The organism is Levilactobacillus tujiorum (assembly GCF_012641185.1).
Classification (GTDB): Bacteria; Bacillota; Bacilli; order Lactobacillales; family Lactobacillaceae; genus Levilactobacillus; species Levilactobacillus tujiorum.
Genome location: NZ_JAAXLK010000026.1, coordinates 1 through 14346 on the forward strand (window position 1 = coordinate 1; position 14346 = coordinate 14346).

16 protein-coding genes, 1 tRNA gene, 1 pseudogene and 1 riboswitch are annotated in these 14346 nt (G+C 49.4%); of the genes and pseudogenes, 8 read left to right on the forward strand and 10 right to left on the reverse strand.

All coding sequences use genetic code 11. The annotated features are described in order from the left end of the window. Both HF569_RS10940 and HF569_RS12735 read left to right on the forward strand, forming a co-directional pair. Nucleotides 1-92: pseudogene (locus HF569_RS10940) on the forward strand (IS5-like element ISLpl3 family transposase); the annotation flags it as partial. Further along, nucleotides 64-1257: an NUMOD3 domain-containing DNA-binding protein gene (locus tag HF569_RS12735; RefSeq protein ID WP_168902453.1), complete on the forward strand. Its 1194-nt coding sequence runs from the start codon at nucleotides 64-66 to the stop codon at nucleotides 1255-1257. The pseudogene HF569_RS10940 and the gene HF569_RS12735, both read left to right, overlap by 29 nt. Before the next feature lie 161 nt (nucleotides 1258-1418). Here HF569_RS12735 and HF569_RS10950 read toward each other — a convergent pair. The 5 genes from HF569_RS10950 to HF569_RS10970 form a co-directional block, all read right to left on the reverse strand. Then, a tRNA-Ala gene (locus HF569_RS10950) sits at nucleotides 1419-1491 on the reverse strand. A gap of 80 nt (nucleotides 1492-1571) precedes the next feature. After that, a complete protein-coding gene (locus tag HF569_RS10955; RefSeq protein ID WP_168902454.1) occupies nucleotides 1572-2795 on the reverse strand; it encodes an ABC transporter permease in 1224 nt (407 codons plus the stop codon). Continuing rightward, nucleotides 2788-3684, reverse strand: a complete 897-nt coding sequence (locus HF569_RS10960; protein WP_168902455.1) for an ABC transporter ATP-binding protein — start codon at nucleotides 3682-3684, stop codon at nucleotides 2788-2790. Before HF569_RS10960 ends, HF569_RS10955 begins: the two co-directional genes overlap by 8 nt. A gap of 176 nt (nucleotides 3685-3860) precedes the next feature. Next, the gene (locus HF569_RS10965) at nucleotides 3861-5180 is read right to left on the reverse strand and encodes a nucleobase:cation symporter-2 family protein (protein WP_168902480.1); all 1320 of its coding nucleotides are present in this window, start codon (nucleotides 5178-5180) and stop codon (nucleotides 3861-3863) included. A gap of 181 nt (nucleotides 5181-5361) precedes the next feature. Beyond that, nucleotides 5362-5460: riboswitch (purine riboswitch) on the reverse strand. A 47-nt stretch (nucleotides 5461-5507) separates the two neighbouring features. Then, nucleotides 5508-5666, reverse strand: a complete 159-nt coding sequence (locus HF569_RS10970) for a hypothetical protein (RefSeq protein ID WP_168902456.1) — start codon at nucleotides 5664-5666, stop codon at nucleotides 5508-5510. A 95-nt stretch (nucleotides 5667-5761) separates the two neighbouring features. Between HF569_RS10970 and HF569_RS10975 the strand changes: the two genes are divergently transcribed. From HF569_RS10975 to HF569_RS10995, 5 genes are all read left to right on the forward strand, one after another. After that, nucleotides 5762-6736, forward strand: a complete 975-nt coding sequence (locus HF569_RS10975) for an asparaginase (RefSeq protein ID WP_168902457.1) — start codon at nucleotides 5762-5764, stop codon at nucleotides 6734-6736. A gap of 111 nt (nucleotides 6737-6847) precedes the next feature. After that, nucleotides 6848-8014 carry a hypothetical protein gene (locus tag HF569_RS10980; RefSeq protein ID WP_211089720.1) on the forward strand — a complete coding sequence of 389 codons (1167 nt, stop codon included), beginning with the start codon at nucleotides 6848-6850 and terminating at the stop codon, nucleotides 8012-8014. Between the two features lie 12 nt (nucleotides 8015-8026). Continuing rightward, complete coding sequence (locus tag HF569_RS10985) at nucleotides 8027-8359, forward strand: hypothetical protein (RefSeq protein ID WP_168902458.1); 333 nt, start codon at nucleotides 8027-8029, stop codon at nucleotides 8357-8359. A 9-nt stretch (nucleotides 8360-8368) separates the two neighbouring features. Further along, nucleotides 8369-8620, forward strand: coding sequence for a zinc ribbon domain-containing protein (locus tag HF569_RS10990; RefSeq protein ID WP_168902459.1), 252 nt, complete (start codon nucleotides 8369-8371; stop codon nucleotides 8618-8620). A 4-nt stretch (nucleotides 8621-8624) separates the two neighbouring features. Then, entirely contained in the window at nucleotides 8625-9137 is a 513-nt protein-coding gene (locus HF569_RS10995; RefSeq protein ID WP_168902460.1) for an O-acetyl-ADP-ribose deacetylase, read from the forward strand. Between the two features lie 144 nt (nucleotides 9138-9281). Here the strand turns inward: HF569_RS10995 and HF569_RS11000 are convergent, their stop codons facing one another. Next, nucleotides 9282-9476, reverse strand: a complete 195-nt coding sequence (locus HF569_RS11000) for an LBP_cg2779 family protein (RefSeq protein ID WP_168849799.1) — start codon at nucleotides 9474-9476, stop codon at nucleotides 9282-9284. Between the two features lie 265 nt (nucleotides 9477-9741). Here HF569_RS11000 and HF569_RS11005 point away from each other — a divergent pair, with 265 nt between their 5' ends. Continuing rightward, a complete protein-coding gene (locus HF569_RS11005; RefSeq protein ID WP_168849800.1) occupies nucleotides 9742-9912 on the forward strand; it encodes a hypothetical protein in 171 nt (56 codons plus the stop codon). Between the two features lie 722 nt (nucleotides 9913-10634). Here HF569_RS11005 and HF569_RS11010 read toward each other — a convergent pair. The 4 genes from HF569_RS11010 to HF569_RS11025 form a co-directional block, all read right to left on the reverse strand. Then, the gene (locus HF569_RS11010; RefSeq protein ID WP_168850044.1) at nucleotides 10635-10997 is read right to left on the reverse strand and encodes a hypothetical protein; all 363 of its coding nucleotides are present in this window, start codon (nucleotides 10995-10997) and stop codon (nucleotides 10635-10637) included. A gap of 45 nt (nucleotides 10998-11042) precedes the next feature. Further along, nucleotides 11043-11726 carry a thiaminase II gene (gene tenA / locus HF569_RS11015; protein ID WP_168902461.1) on the reverse strand — a complete coding sequence of 228 codons (684 nt, stop codon included), beginning with the start codon at nucleotides 11724-11726 and terminating at the stop codon, nucleotides 11043-11045. Between the two features lie 560 nt (nucleotides 11727-12286). Further along, the gene (locus tag HF569_RS11020) at nucleotides 12287-12940 is read right to left on the reverse strand and encodes an energy-coupling factor transporter transmembrane component T family protein (protein ID WP_168902462.1); all 654 of its coding nucleotides are present in this window, start codon (nucleotides 12938-12940) and stop codon (nucleotides 12287-12289) included. Then, complete coding sequence (locus HF569_RS11025; protein WP_168902463.1) at nucleotides 12937-14346, reverse strand: ABC transporter ATP-binding protein; 1410 nt, start codon at nucleotides 14344-14346, stop codon at nucleotides 12937-12939. Before HF569_RS11025 ends, HF569_RS11020 begins: the two co-directional genes overlap by 4 nt.

Sequence of the window (14346 nt, forward strand, 5' to 3'; positions counted from 1 at the left end):
ACTTTCGTAGGATTGCAACGCGTTATGATAAGCTCGCTCATGTTTATCTGGCTACGGTTTACATTGCCTCAATTTGCATCTTACTTAAGTAGTTTTCAGACGGACCCTAATAACGTTAATGGAAAAATATATATTGGAAAAAAAGAAAGAGGAGTTTTTGATAATGAATACTACGGTAGTGGTAAATTAATTAAACGTGCTATTGAAAAATATGGAATTGAGAATTTTTCTATTGAACTCTTATCCAAATATAAAGATTTAAAGTCATTAAATCAGGCAGAAAAGGATGCAATAGAATATTATAAATCCCAATATTGGTTTGAACATGGGTATAACATAGCAGGTGGTGGAGATGGGGGATGGCTTCTTAGAGGACAACCAGAAGCTATTGAACGTTTTAAAGAAAAAGCGAGGAAGAATAACGCAGGAACTAGTAATCCAAACTATGGGAATCATTTATCAATTGCTGGTGATAAGAATCCAATGCGTCGACCAGAAGTACGAAAGATTTTAAGTCAACGAAATTCTGGAGTAGGAAATGGTATGTTTGGTCGTGTTGGTGCTAACAAGGGTAAGCATTTGTCGGATGATACTAAAGATAAAATCAGGATAGCCAATAGTGGATCTAATAATCCTGGTTATGGTAAACACTTATCTGAAGATACAAAGCGAAAACTATCGTTAGCCCAAAAAGGAAAGCTAGTGTCAGATGAAGCTAGAAAGCATATGTCTCGGCCAAGATATATGTCTGATAGTTGGATGAAAAAGATGAGGGAGCGAAGTTTTACACACGAGTGTACTATCTGTCATGTGGTTTTTGAGAGTGGAGCTTATAATACTAAATACTGTCCAGAATGCAGAAAAAGTTATGGATTTCATAAAAAAGGAAAAAATAAAAAGATGGTGGCAGGTTGCAAGCAGCGGATATATCACAATGAATGCCAACGCTGTCAACATATTTTTGTCGCTCGATCAAATAAAACTAAGTACTGTGATAAATGTAAGGATATTATTAAACGTCAAAACATGATCGAGCGTGCTAATGCCATTGAAAAAGCCGATGAAGAGCAGGCAAGACGGATGCATGACAATCCTAGAATTTATCATAAAGTATGTTTACATTGTCAAAGAAAATTTGATTCTCATTCAGCTCATGAAAAATATTGCAAAGAGTGTAAAGAGATAGTTAGAAATGAACGTTTAAAGCAAAGACAGAAATTCTTAGATACAGAAAAAAGTAAAAATAAAAACTGCTAGCTAATTAGCTAACAGTTCCTACCGCCCGTGCACGATGATTCTTGTGTGCCGGTTACCAAAAAGGTTATCATATTGTACTTATCAATGAAAATGTTGAAAATTGAGAATGCTTTAACACCGGTGTTTATAAGCTGTATTTTACTCCCTAAAAACCTATCCAATGGACCCTACCGGATTTGAACCGACGACCTCCTGCATGCGAAGCAGGCGCTCTCCCAGCTGAGCTAAGGGCCCAAAAACTTACCCATTAATTATAGCACGTTGGCTGAAAATGTTAATGGGTAAGTAGTAGGTCTTTAAAAAAGAAGACGAGATTAACTTTGACGTCGCCAGCCGTGGATGAGGTGTTGCCAGAAATTACGGTTGTCAGTTTGAAGCATCAACCGTTGATATTGGCTACCGATGTAACCGGCAAATAGCGCAATGGCGACTAATAAAATGAGCAGAGAAATCGCCTGTTCCCAGCCGCTAACGGTGCCATTAATAATTCGCATGGGCATGAAGTACGATGAGAAGAAGGGCACGTACGACAGAATCTTGACCAGTAGAGCATCGAGATTATTTTGGAAGGGGAAGGTAGCAAAGAAGCCAAACATCCCCAACATAACCACCGGCTGGGCCGCCTTGGAGGCATCTTCTGCCTTGGCGACCACGGCCCCACTATATGCCGCTAGGATGGTGTAGATGATAACCCCTAAGAACAGATAAAGCAGATTAAGGTTGAGCAAATTATGCAGTACGGCGTCGATTAAGCTCTGATTTTGCGTGATCAGTGGCTTAAGCGCAGCGTTGTTGATGGCCACCTGAAAGGCGACCCAACCGCCCACGAGATAAATCGCAATCTGGGTGAGGATGACCAGTAAGATCCCGCCAATTTTACCGACAAAGTAGCTGGTAGCGGTGGTACTGGAGAAGATAATCTCCATGATCTTCGTCCCCTTATCCGACGCAATCTCTTGGGCCGCAATCGACGCGTAGGTGATGAGAATAATGTAAATCATCGTGACGAGAATCCAAAACGAGATGGTCTTGGCTAAGTTGGCCGTGCCGGCGCGTTCGGCAATATGCTGTTGCAAGACGGGCGTGCGGGCCATCAACCGTTGCTGTTTCGTGGTTAGCTTGGCCTGCTGATAATTACGCGTCTGTTGATACTGACTCAAGAAGTTCTGCGTTTGCGCCTTGAGGCCACTCGCCATACGACTGCTTCCGTGGTAATCCGCACGCACTTGTTGCGGCGACTCGCTGAGCTTAAGGTAGCCGGCCAGATGATTCTTCTTCATCGCCGCCTCGGCTGCTTGTGTGGTAGTGATTTTTGCATTGATATTGTCCGTTGGTTGTTGCAGGTAGGCCTGGCGCAGGGAGCGCGATGAGCTAATCACGGCAACTTGTTTACTACTAGAGGCGCTGTTGGCACTGACGTAGCTAATCCCCACGGTGAGGCCAATCATCAGGAAAGGTCCGATGACCATGAATAAGAAGCTCCAGGACTTAATCTGGCGCAGATAAGTTTCTAAGGTCACAATCCAAGTCTTACGCATTAGTTTCACCCACTTTCATGCGGAAAATTTCGTCCAGTGTGGGCGGCTGTTGGCTGAATTCCTCAATGTAGTGGCCCTGCGTGAGTTCTGCAAAAATACTGGGGCCGGCAGCGGGGTCCGTGAGATGCAGACGGTATTGGCCCGGCTGACGCTGTTCGACGTGGTCTACCGCGGGCAACGTGGCTAACCGAGTGGCGGACCAATCCGTCGTCACGTAGAGTTCAGTCTTGCCAAATTGATTGCGCACCTCACTGAGCGTGCCATTTAAGACCATATCTCCCTTCCGCAGCATGACCAATTGATCGCATAATGCGGATACATTTTCCATGTCGTGACTGGAGAAGATGATGGCCGCACCATCGTCGCGCGCTCTCAGAATGGCTTGCTTGAGCAGATCGGCATTGACCGGGTCCAGTCCGCTAAAAGGTTCGTCTAGAATTAGCAACTTAGGATGGTGAATCAACGTACAGATCAATTGCACCTTCTGTTGATTTCCCTTGGATAAGTCGTTGATGTGGCTCTTGCGGGTTCCCTTGACGGCGAAGCGGCCCAACCAGTCGTCAATTTGGGGACGAATATCCTTAGCAGATTGATTCTTGAGTCGCGCCAAATAAATAATTTGTTGTTCGATCGTCAGCTTGGTCATCAGACTGCGTTCTTCGGGCAGATAACCAATCGTGTCGAAATCGGCGGGGGACAGGGCATGTCCCTGCCAACTGATGGTGCCGTCGTATTTGATAAAATTCAGAATGCTGTGAAATGTGGTGGACTTGCCGGCACCATTTTGACCAATCAGGCCTAAGATTTGACCGTTGGGGACTTCAAAACTGACATCGTTTAAAGCCTTCACGGGGCCAAATTGCTTGCTGATATGCTGAATACTTAGCATGCGTCGTTCTCCTCTTCGAAGTTAATACCCACATTATACGCGAACCGTCGCGGCAAACCAAAAACAAGTGCTAGAAATTGGGTAGTTTTGTTAAAGGTAACCGATCACATTAGTCTGATTATTAAAAATCGCCACTGACCGCAGGCAAAGGAACCGGGACAGTGGCGTTGATTAACTTATTTGTGTTGCGGTTGGGCAGTGGTCGTCACCTGAGCCTGAGCTGGTGAGGAGGCCCGGCTTGGCCGCATGTTGAATACGATGTTTAAGATAACTGCCGAGAAACTCCCGATCACCACGCCATTATTCATCACGATCTGTAAGGATTGTGGGAGGGCCTGGAAAATTTGCGGATAGACGGTTACGCCCAAGCCCAGACCGATAGAAATGGCTGAGACGAGCAGGTTGTTATTATCCTTAAAGTCCACCTGTTGGAGCATCCGAATCCCTTGGACACCGACCATCCCAAACATGACAATCATGGCACCACCCAGGACGGCATTCGGAATGACCGTCGCCAGTGCGCCAATCTTAGGTAATAAGCCCAGCAGCATGAGGAACAGCGCCGAGAAATATAAAGGCTTACGGGTCTTAACGCCGGAGAGTTGGACGACGCCGACATTTTCGGAGAAGGTCGAGTAGGGGAAGGTGTTGAAGAGCCCACCTAAGATGACGGCGATTCCTTCGGCCCGATACCCGCGCTTCAAGTCTCGTGAGCCAATTTTACGGCCCGTAATCTCGCCTAACGCGAAGAACACCCCGGTGGACTCAACCATGGTGGTCAGGGAGACCAGAATCATGGTCAGGATAGATGACCATTCGAACTTGGGCGCGCCGAAGTAGAAGAATTGTGGAAGGTGGAACCAGCTGGCCTGTCCGACGGCTTTGAGCGAGACCATGCCCATGGCACCGGCAATGAAGGTCCCAATCAGAATCCCTGCTAAGATGGAAAGAGATTTCAGGAAGCCCTTGGCAAAGGCGTTGAGGCCCAGGATGATCGCCATAGTTAAGAAGCCGACCAGCAGCATCTTGGGATCACCGAAGTTTTTAGCCGTCGCATCGCCACCCCCGAGGTCTTGAAAGCCCACGGGAATCAACGTGAAGCCAATGATAGTAATCAGTGAGCCGGTCACCACGGGTGGAAAGAAGTGCTTAATCTTGGAGAACCACCCGGCACTTAGGAAGATGAAGACACCGGCGCTGATAATGGCGCCGTACATGACCCCAACCCCATAGTGCTGACCAATGGCGCTCAACGGGGTGACGGCCTGCACTGCACAGCCGAGAACGACGGGGAGGCCAATCCCCGTTAACGGGGTGCGTTTGAGTTGAAGCAGCGTTGCAACCCCACACATAAAGATATCCGCGCTGATTAAGTAAGCCATTTGTATGGCGTTGAAGTGCAGCGCGCCCCCAATCAGTAAGGGAACGATGACGTCGCCGGAATACATAGCTAATAAATGCTGAAAACCGAGAATTGCTGAGCGCCACCAAGACAGGGGTTGGCCGGTCGAAGGTGACGTCGTAGGTGCGGACTTAGTGGACTGCAAGACAATTTCCTCCTGGTCGTGAGTCACCAATATGCCGCCAAGCAACGGGTTGAAAACAAAAAAGCTCCCTTAGCAAAAAGGGGGCTAACTGAAAACTCGACCGATGAAGACTCTTCATCGGCAAAAAGAGTCTCATCCTCAATTTGCTTATAGTCCAGAATTTACGGCTCTGGGTAGAAACTCGCCAACCTTATCTTGGCATTATATAGGCAATCACTTATTTTTATAATGAATGTTGATTACTTTACCACGAGCGACTGAAAAAGACAATACGGGTTAGTGTTTCTCATGGCGTTGCCATAGTTTCTTGAAAATCCCGGTAAACCAAGCCATTAGTGGGCCCCAGTCCGCTACGCCCCCAGAGTTGCTATATTTCTTAGGGTGAACGACCACGCCAGGACGGTAGGGTTTAGCGCTTTCATCTTTTTTTGCCATTTTTCCGAACATCCTTTCCTAATTCTAACTAAATTTTACAGCAAATAAGGTACAATGTGGAAAAGAAATCTTTTGTGAAAGAAGCTGACGATGTCATGAAGAAAATTTTAGCCATTCATACTGGCGGAACCATTTCAATGTCCCAAAACGAGAAGGGAGAAGTGGTGCCCAACTCGGAAAATCCCATCGCACAACAGGAAACGATCATGGAGGGCCGCGTGGAGCTGATTACGGACGAGCTGTTTAATCTGCCATCCCCCCACGTGACGCCCGTGGAAATGCTTAAAATCAAGGAGCGGATCAATCGCGGCGAACGTGAGGGGATTGATGGCGTGGTCATCACTCACGGGACGGATACGCTAGAGGAAACGGCTTATTTTCTAGACTTGACGTTGCCTAGCACCGTTCCCGTCGTCGTGACGGGAGCGATGCGGTCGTCTAACGAGGTCGGTTCCGATGGTCTGTATAATTTTCAAACGGCCATTGAAGTAGCGGCAGACGACGCGTCTCGTGGCAAGGGCGTGATGGTCGTCATGAACGATGAGATTCACACGGCACGCTACGTCACGAAGACCCATACGACGAACGTGGCAACGTTTAGAACGCCGACGTTTGGCCCGATTGGGTTGGTGGCGAAGGGCCATCCCATCTTCTTCCAACAGCTGATTCGTGAGAATATTTGTGACATTGATCATGTTGTGGACCACGTTTATTTATTGAAAGCTTACGCGGGGATGGACGCCAGCTTATTTGATGCCCTGGATAACGATCAGACGGCGGGGATCGTTATCGAAGGCCTGGGAGCGGGGAATTTACCGCCAGTTACCTTACCGGCCATTCAGCGGCTCTTAGACCGCCATATTCCGTTGGTCTTAGTCTCACGGTGTTATAATGGCGTTGCCGAGGACATCTACGACTATCAGGGTGGTGGCATTGAACTCCGGAAGATGGGGCTAATGCTCTGTCAGGGACTTAATGGCCAAAAAGCCCGGATTAAGCTGTTGGTGGGCCTCAGCGCAGGACTCCAAGATGAGCAATTGGCGGAGTACCTGAGCACCGCTGTTTCATAGTCAAATTAGCGTAGCGGTTCACGAGCTATTTTAAGTTAGATATGATAAGCTTTTCAGAACGATAGTATTCAGTTACGGAATTGCCGTAAGAATCCAAAAAAGGGGGTCGTCATGTTGAATTCGATTATTAATGATTTAAACCGGGCACTGGCCCAACACACCTTGGTTAATATTTACCAAACGAATCAAGAGGTCGTGTACACCGGTTACGTGACGACAGTCAGCAACACCGGAATTATTCTAGCGACGTTTGATGATTTTGGGTTACCGGACGGTGCGGTCTTTCTCGCCGTGGCGGTCATCGATGAAGTGGAATTTGCCAGTGATGACCTGGATAACATGGCCTTTCGCATTCAAACTGCTGAAGAGGAACAATTTATTCAAGCGGGCGGGTTGACCATGCGCTTCGATGAGCAGCGGGACTTACGCCGTCAGGTGCTGAGCCATGCCTGGGTCGATCACTTGGTGGTGATGCTGGTCATCAAGGATGATGATCACTTCTATGAAGGGATGGTCACCAGTGTCACGACTGATCAGGTGACGATTCAGTTGTTAAATAAGTTTGATTATACGGATCAGCCGACGTTTACGCTGAATCCCGATGAATTAGAAGTGATTGAATTTCAAGGCAAAGAGTTGACGCTGCAGGGCATTGCGGCGCCTCATCTGCGGAAGCTCTCACACATTGCCACCAAAGAAATGACGGACGCCAAGTTGATTCCGGATACGTTGCGGCAATTAGCGGATCATGATTCCCTGGTCGGGTTGGTGCCCAGCCACGATAAAGATTTATTCTTTGTTGGTCAGATCAACGTGGTGACCGAAAACGCCGTGGTCATGAATCTAATTGATATGACGGGCCAATTTGGTGGGTATACCGTGATGCGATTGACGGAACTACATGCAGTGGTGCTGGAGTCAGATTATTTACAGACGATGCGATTGTTTTCACTGTTGAACCGGGCACGGCAACAACAGATCCAGCCGGTCTTAAATGATGAGCGGTTGTTTGACCCAACGGTTGATCAGTTTAGCGCCCGTCTGACGCAGGCCGCGGCCTTTCGGACGATTCTACGGTTGAAGCTCCATGATTCAACGACATTATTAGGCTATCCTAGTCAGGTTGGTGGTGCCCGGTTTATCTTTCATGAGGTTGAAGATAACCAACTCGATCAAGTTGGCAAGGTTTATCGAATTAGCGACATCGATGAAATTGCGTTTGGCTATTTAGATGCGTACTTGGTCGAACGGCAATTGCGGGTGGAAGGCGAGCTTTAAGGAGTTTGGAACATGAAATCCAAGAAGATACCGCACTGGCTGCGAGAGACGCTCTCAGTGGTTGGTGCCATGTCAGCGTTGTTAATTGCGTATAATTTAGTGGTTGCGGCGCATGCCGATTGGACGCTGGTCCCCATTCAGATTGTGGTCGCCCTGGTAGCAGTGGGAGCGTGGCGCTTCTTAAGCGAGCGTAGTCAAAAGCGTCAGCAGATGGTTGCGCAAAAGCAGGAAGAGGCGGCTAAGCAGCAAGCCGAAGCACGGCGCCAGGCAGAGCGTCAGGCAGCTAGCCAAGCGAAGGTGCGGCGGCAACGCAACCAAGACCAACAACGCCACCACCTGAAGTAGGAGGTAACTATGGCTGAAGGTTTAAAATTTTGTCCGCACTGTGGCGCACCGGTGACGCCGAATGATCAGCAGTGTCCGCACTGCGAAACGGATCTACGGCCGTTTCGCACGAAGCCAGCCCAGGCGGACCAACAGAAGTTAAATTTATCGGCGCTGTATGCCAATCCGTATCGTGAAGGCATGAAACGGTTAAAGGCAAGGGAGTCGAACGACCAGGCACCGGTTAAGCATCGGTGGCATTGGCCGTGGTCAAAGGAGTGACAACATGGCAAGTTTTACGGTGATTCATGGTGATATTACGAAGAGTCACGTTGACGCCATCGTTAACGCGGCGAATACGACACTGCTCGGTGGTGGTGGCGTAGACGGCGCAATCCATCGTGCGGCGGGGCCGGAGTTGTTTGCGGCCTGTGTGCCGTTCAATGGCTGTCCGACCGGCGAGGCGCGCCTTACCCCGGGTTTCAAGTTACCCGCCAAATGGGTGATCCATACGCCCGGGCCAGTTTGGCAGGGTGGCGACCAGCATGAGGCGGAGCTACTGGCGGCCTGTTACCGCAATAGCCTAGCCTTGGCGGGCCAACATGATTGCCGGACGGTTGACTTCCCGTCGATTAGTACGGGTGTGTACGGCTATCCGTTGGACGAGGCGGCAGCAGTCGCTACCCAAACGATCGCCACGGCATTGGCCCACACCACGTCGATTCAAACCGTCCGCATGGTGGCGTTCGACGAGGCCACGGCCGCTGCTTATCGTACGGCTTGGGAACAGGTACAGTAGGTTAGATTGGCCGCACGCCGACTGTGATTGTGTTCTACTAGAATGTTAAATGTAAAAAGTGCTCCAAACCAGGATGAACCGGTTTGGAGCACTTGTCTTGTATAAATTGAAAATGAAATTTGTCAGCTAAGCTAGTTAAGTCGCTTAGTTAGGCTTGCTGGCGATGAGGCTCTTTAATGAGGTTTGCTCGTCGCTAGTGGGCATTAATTCTCCTGACTTGATTGCGTGGTACTTTTCAACTGAAATGCGTGAGCCGAAAGCCATTTCGCCGTCAGTTTTATCGTATTTCTTTTGGTAGGCGATGATTGCTTCAGCAAGATCATTTAATTCTTGACTCATTAATATCCCTCCAAATGATAATCCAAATTACTGCTTACGTTCATTATACTAAAGTTTTGCAAAAGCGGTGAAATAACCCTCGATATCTGTAAGTTTTTTTGTAATCTACTTGATGAACGGGCAAAAATTGCGTAAACTTATACCCAATATAACAATTCCTGTCGAGTTGGTTAAGGAATTGTTAACACAATTTGGTTAGTCTGTCACAGCTTTGTGATATTAATGTCTTAAGCTGATCGGTAAGAATAACTGACGAGGTGACAGAATGAATCTAAGACGAGTTATTTCAAGTTTGACCCTAGCTGTGGTAATGTTAGCCATTGTGAGTGGAATTGCTTGGTTTAGTATGGGCAAGCGGACGATAACTCAGCTGACGACGCCTGGCGACCCGGTTCGTTCCACACGGGTCCGCGCGTCACAGATTCATGTTAAATAACTGCGGAGCTTATCCGCCACCGGGGCCGGGTAACCGGCTGTTACAACTTAACTCTTGGTAATCATATTGATTACATGACTACAGTCTCTTGTAGTTTATCAAGCAGGGAAACAGGCTAACTTCGGTTGGCCTGTTTCTTTTTGCCCTGAAAAGTTGTCGATGCTCAGATAACTAAGGGTTGAAATTTAAAAAGGTTCTGTAAAGACCGTGGTATTACGCTTGAATGATTGAAAAATGCCGCCTTGCCGTTCGCCAGATTTGAGCTGGATCGCTGTGGGGAGGACGGCTAGAGCCATAGAGCGGTCTCTAGCCTCGCTTTGACCCGAAGAACACGTGTCAAAGTCGCCATTTACCAAGAGAACCACTTGGTAAATCCCACGGCTGAGCTCAAATTTGGCTCACTCCCGGCTACACGGAAGTCATCAATTATTGTTGGCTAATTGATGATTCATCAGTTGTTTAAGAAATTTTCTATTTAACAACCATCGTAACCGGAGGAGGGCAGAGATGGAGCCAGCCGAGCCGGAGGACCGCTTCTCAGGCCGCAGGCGGTCCCCACAGCAGGCGAAATCTCTGCCAGCCGCAGGTGATGAGTTTAGACTATTTTTCAGACTGAAATCCTTGTCACTTCAGCGTTGGTAATGATTTTAGTTCTTTCAACCTTTAGTCGGATAAACAAAAAAGACTGAGACGATTGCGCCTCAGTCCAATAGATTATATTTTTAGAAATGAAACCACTCGCTCTGGTTGCGGCGGACATCGTCGCGTAGACCAAAGAAATAAATCATGAAAGCAGCCACGAGGACGGCCAGGATGATGGTCCAGAGCCAGGCCTGGGTGTGAATAAAGGTAAAGTAACCAAAGCCCAGCGTACTGAGCGTAATCAGAATCAAGTTGACCGGTAGTTTCTGACTGTGAATGAAGGCAATGGCTAGCGCCAAAACCACCGCGCCGCCAAACATGTCATCGCCAGAGAGCCGACTACCGAGACCGTTAAACAAGGCGTAGATTTCGATCAATAGACCGAGCAATAAGGCGAGGTAACCAAAAGACTGTAAGAACGTTAACTGTCGTAATTTCTTCATCGACGGCACCTACTTTCTCTCGTATGGTGCCTCAATTATACCGCATTATTTTTCGGCTGAAAAATCTGACAGCTTCGCGGGGATGTCCCAGGTTTCGTGATCAAGTGCCATTTGCCAGAAATGGAGTTCGTACCAACTGCTCTTTTTAAAGATTTCCAGTAACTCTGCCTGGTTGTTCGGGGTGGCGACGTGGTTAGCCAGCTCTAACTGATCGGCCATCATCCCCGTATAATCGTCGGCATCGTAGGTGTTTAGCCAATCCTGATAAATGGGGACGGGTGAGCCGGCGTGAGCTAGCTCTTGCCCAATCTCGGCGTATAGCCAGTAGCAGGGCAGAAGCCCCGCTACGGCGCCAGCAGTGCCGGCGGTGGCTAACGCGCGGTAGAGGTGACTGGTGTAAGCATAGCCACTGGGTGCCACTGGCGTTGCCGCAATCTCATCAGGCGTGATACCTAAACGCTCGAAGAAGGTTTGGCGAACGGCAATTTCACCTTGGCGGAGATGTTCAGCGCCGGCGTGAAGCTGTTGAGCGACACGGGGATCATGACTCTGTTCGGCGGCGAGGTCGTGTAGTTTGCCAAATTCTTGCAGGTAGTAGTGGTCTTGGATCAGGTAGTAACGAAAGGTCTCGCGCGGCAACGTTCCAGCACAGAGCTGGGTGATAAACGGGTGCTGCTTCGACGCGGTCCATAAATCCAGGGTGGCGGCGTGAGCTTGATCAGTAAACATGACATCATTCCTTTTTTAATAATGAGTTGAAGATTGAAAGAAAGGGGGATCCTGTACAGCGCGTTGTAAGGCTTGAAAAGTAGGTAATATGGTTCAAAACCGCCGCCTTACCGTTCGCCAAATTTGAGCTGGATCGCTGTGGGTAGTACGGCTCGAGCCATAGAGCGGTCTCGAACCTCGCTTTGAGCCGAAAGGTCGCGTCTCAAAGACGCCATTTACCAAGAAAATCACTTGGTAAATCCCACGGCTGAGCTCAAATTTGACTCACTCACGGCTACATTGAGGTTGTCAATTTATGCAATTGGTTTAGAATTCGACGACTACCATAAACCGGAGGAGGGCAGAGGTGGAGCCAGCTTTGACAACGGTGTTAGCCGATTCTCGGCTTACAGCGTGGGACGCGTTTGGAAACTGACGGTTCTGGTCAGGTTTCAAACTGAGCCGGAGGACCGCTTCTCAGGCCGCAGGCGGTCCCCACAGCAGGCGGAATCTCTGCCAGCCGCAGGTGACTGGTTTAGACTAATTTATCCGGGCTGCATCACATTAACCCTTGATAGTGGTTAAGGAAGGCCGACAAAGAGGCCGACCTGAACGAGTAGTAGGCTGCCGACGAAGAGCCACCAATCACGGGCGACGAGCGGAACAGTCTGCGCGTGAGTGCGGGGCGCACCTTCGACAAAGCCGTGGGAGGTCATCGCCGCGGCCAATTGATCCGACCAATTCATAGCCGCGAGAATGACTTTAAAGTACAGCCGGGGTGACCAAACGTGGAGAACTTCACCGCGCATTAGAGCAGCAGCGCGGACCGTGGCAACCTCCGCTTGAATCTTGGGCATAAGGTTGAATGCCGCCAAGAAACCGTAAGCAAATTTGCTGGGAAGCTTGGCATTTTGTTCCAGTGAATGGGTCAACCACAGCGGTGGCGTGGTCAGCGTGAACCAGCCGCCCATGTAAACGTAAACGAATAGCCGCGTGAAGATCACAATGAGAAAGTGCGTAGACGCGCTACTACGTAACATCAGCGACCAGACGAGGGCGCTAGAGAAGAAGAGGGGCACGAGCGTCAGCCAAAGCAGTCGCCGCCAAGTGATTCGCCCCAGTAGCATGAGAATGAGGCTGACCACGATGAGAGCAACGTTGATGCTCCAGACCTGGATGAAGGAAACCTCGAGTGCAATGAGAACGAGTAAGGCTAGCTTGAGGGATGGATTCATGCGCTCACCCCCTGATAGGTCAGATGGCGGTCGGCCAGTGTTAAATGTAAATCAACCAAGTCGTCCAAGCCGCTGAGTTGATGGCTGATCAGGATTAAGGTGAGGTTCAAGTCCTGCTGAACCGTCTTAAGGATGGTCATCACCGCCTGGATAGAAGCGTAGTCGAGCCCTTTAAGCGGTTCGTCCAGTAGCAAGACATCCGGTGCCATGATGAGCATACAGAGCAGTTGAATCTTCTTTTGTTGACCACTGCTGAGGGAGTAGAGCACTTGCTCGTCACGTCCAGCGAGATTCAGTTGCTGCAGGAGTTGTTGAATTCGAGTTGGCGTAAAGTAGGCATGGTCCCCATATTTCTGGGATAATGCCAGCTCCTCGGCAACGGTGACGTTGAGAAATTGCGCGGAGGCTGCCTGAAACATGAGGCCAACTTGTCGTGCGTACCGCCGCTTACGAATTTTGGTGATATCCGTCTGGCGGTAGGTTAACTGGCCTTGGTAACGTCCTAGACGAACGAGCGCCTTAAAGAGCGTCGACTTGCCACTGCCGTTGGGACCAGTGATCAACGTGGTCCGGTGCGCGTAGAGACTTAAGTCCTGCGGCGTTAGGAGTTGCCGATCACCGTGAGCCAGGCCAAGCTGAGTACCTTGTAAACAAACGGTCAGTTGATCGTTGGGGAGTTGCACGTGCGTCAGCTGTAACCGTTGCGGTGTAAAGGCGGCGAAACGTTCGCGGGTTGCCGCTGTGGATAAGAGCGTCAGTTGACCGTCCGCTAGCACGGCAAGGTGATCGACCCATTGTTGATAGCCGCTTAGGTCGTGGTCGGCTAGGATAATCGTTTTGCCGCGATCGTTACATAACGCGACCAGCTTTTCGAGTAGGATCAGCCGAGTTGGTGGATCAATGCTGGCGAAAGGCTCGTCTAGCAGAATCACATCGCTATCCATGGCGACGATGATGGCTAGGGCGACTTTCTGCTGTTCACCACCGGAGAGAAACATGAGCTTGCGAAATTTTAGGTTGCTAATGCCAATAAAATCAAGCGCCGCGTCACAGCGGTCGGCGATCTCTTCGGCGGGGACCTGCTGGTTTTCCAAGGCGAAGCGTAATTCGTTTTCTACCGTGTCCATGGTAAATTGCGTGCTGGGCTCCTGAAAAAGCATCGCAACGGTACTGGCCCGTTGCGTGGGTGTAATCGCACTCAGCGGATGGCCATCGAAAGTGATGGGGGTGGCCGACATCGGGATCAGACCAGCGATTAGCTTGAGCAGCGTCGATTTCCCGCCACCGGATACACCGGTTAACAGCGAAAACTTACCTGTGGGAAATGTTCCCGACAAGTGGTCTAACACCGGATGTGCTTGCTTCGGATAGGTGTAGGTGAGTGATTGTACCGTGACGGTTGCCAA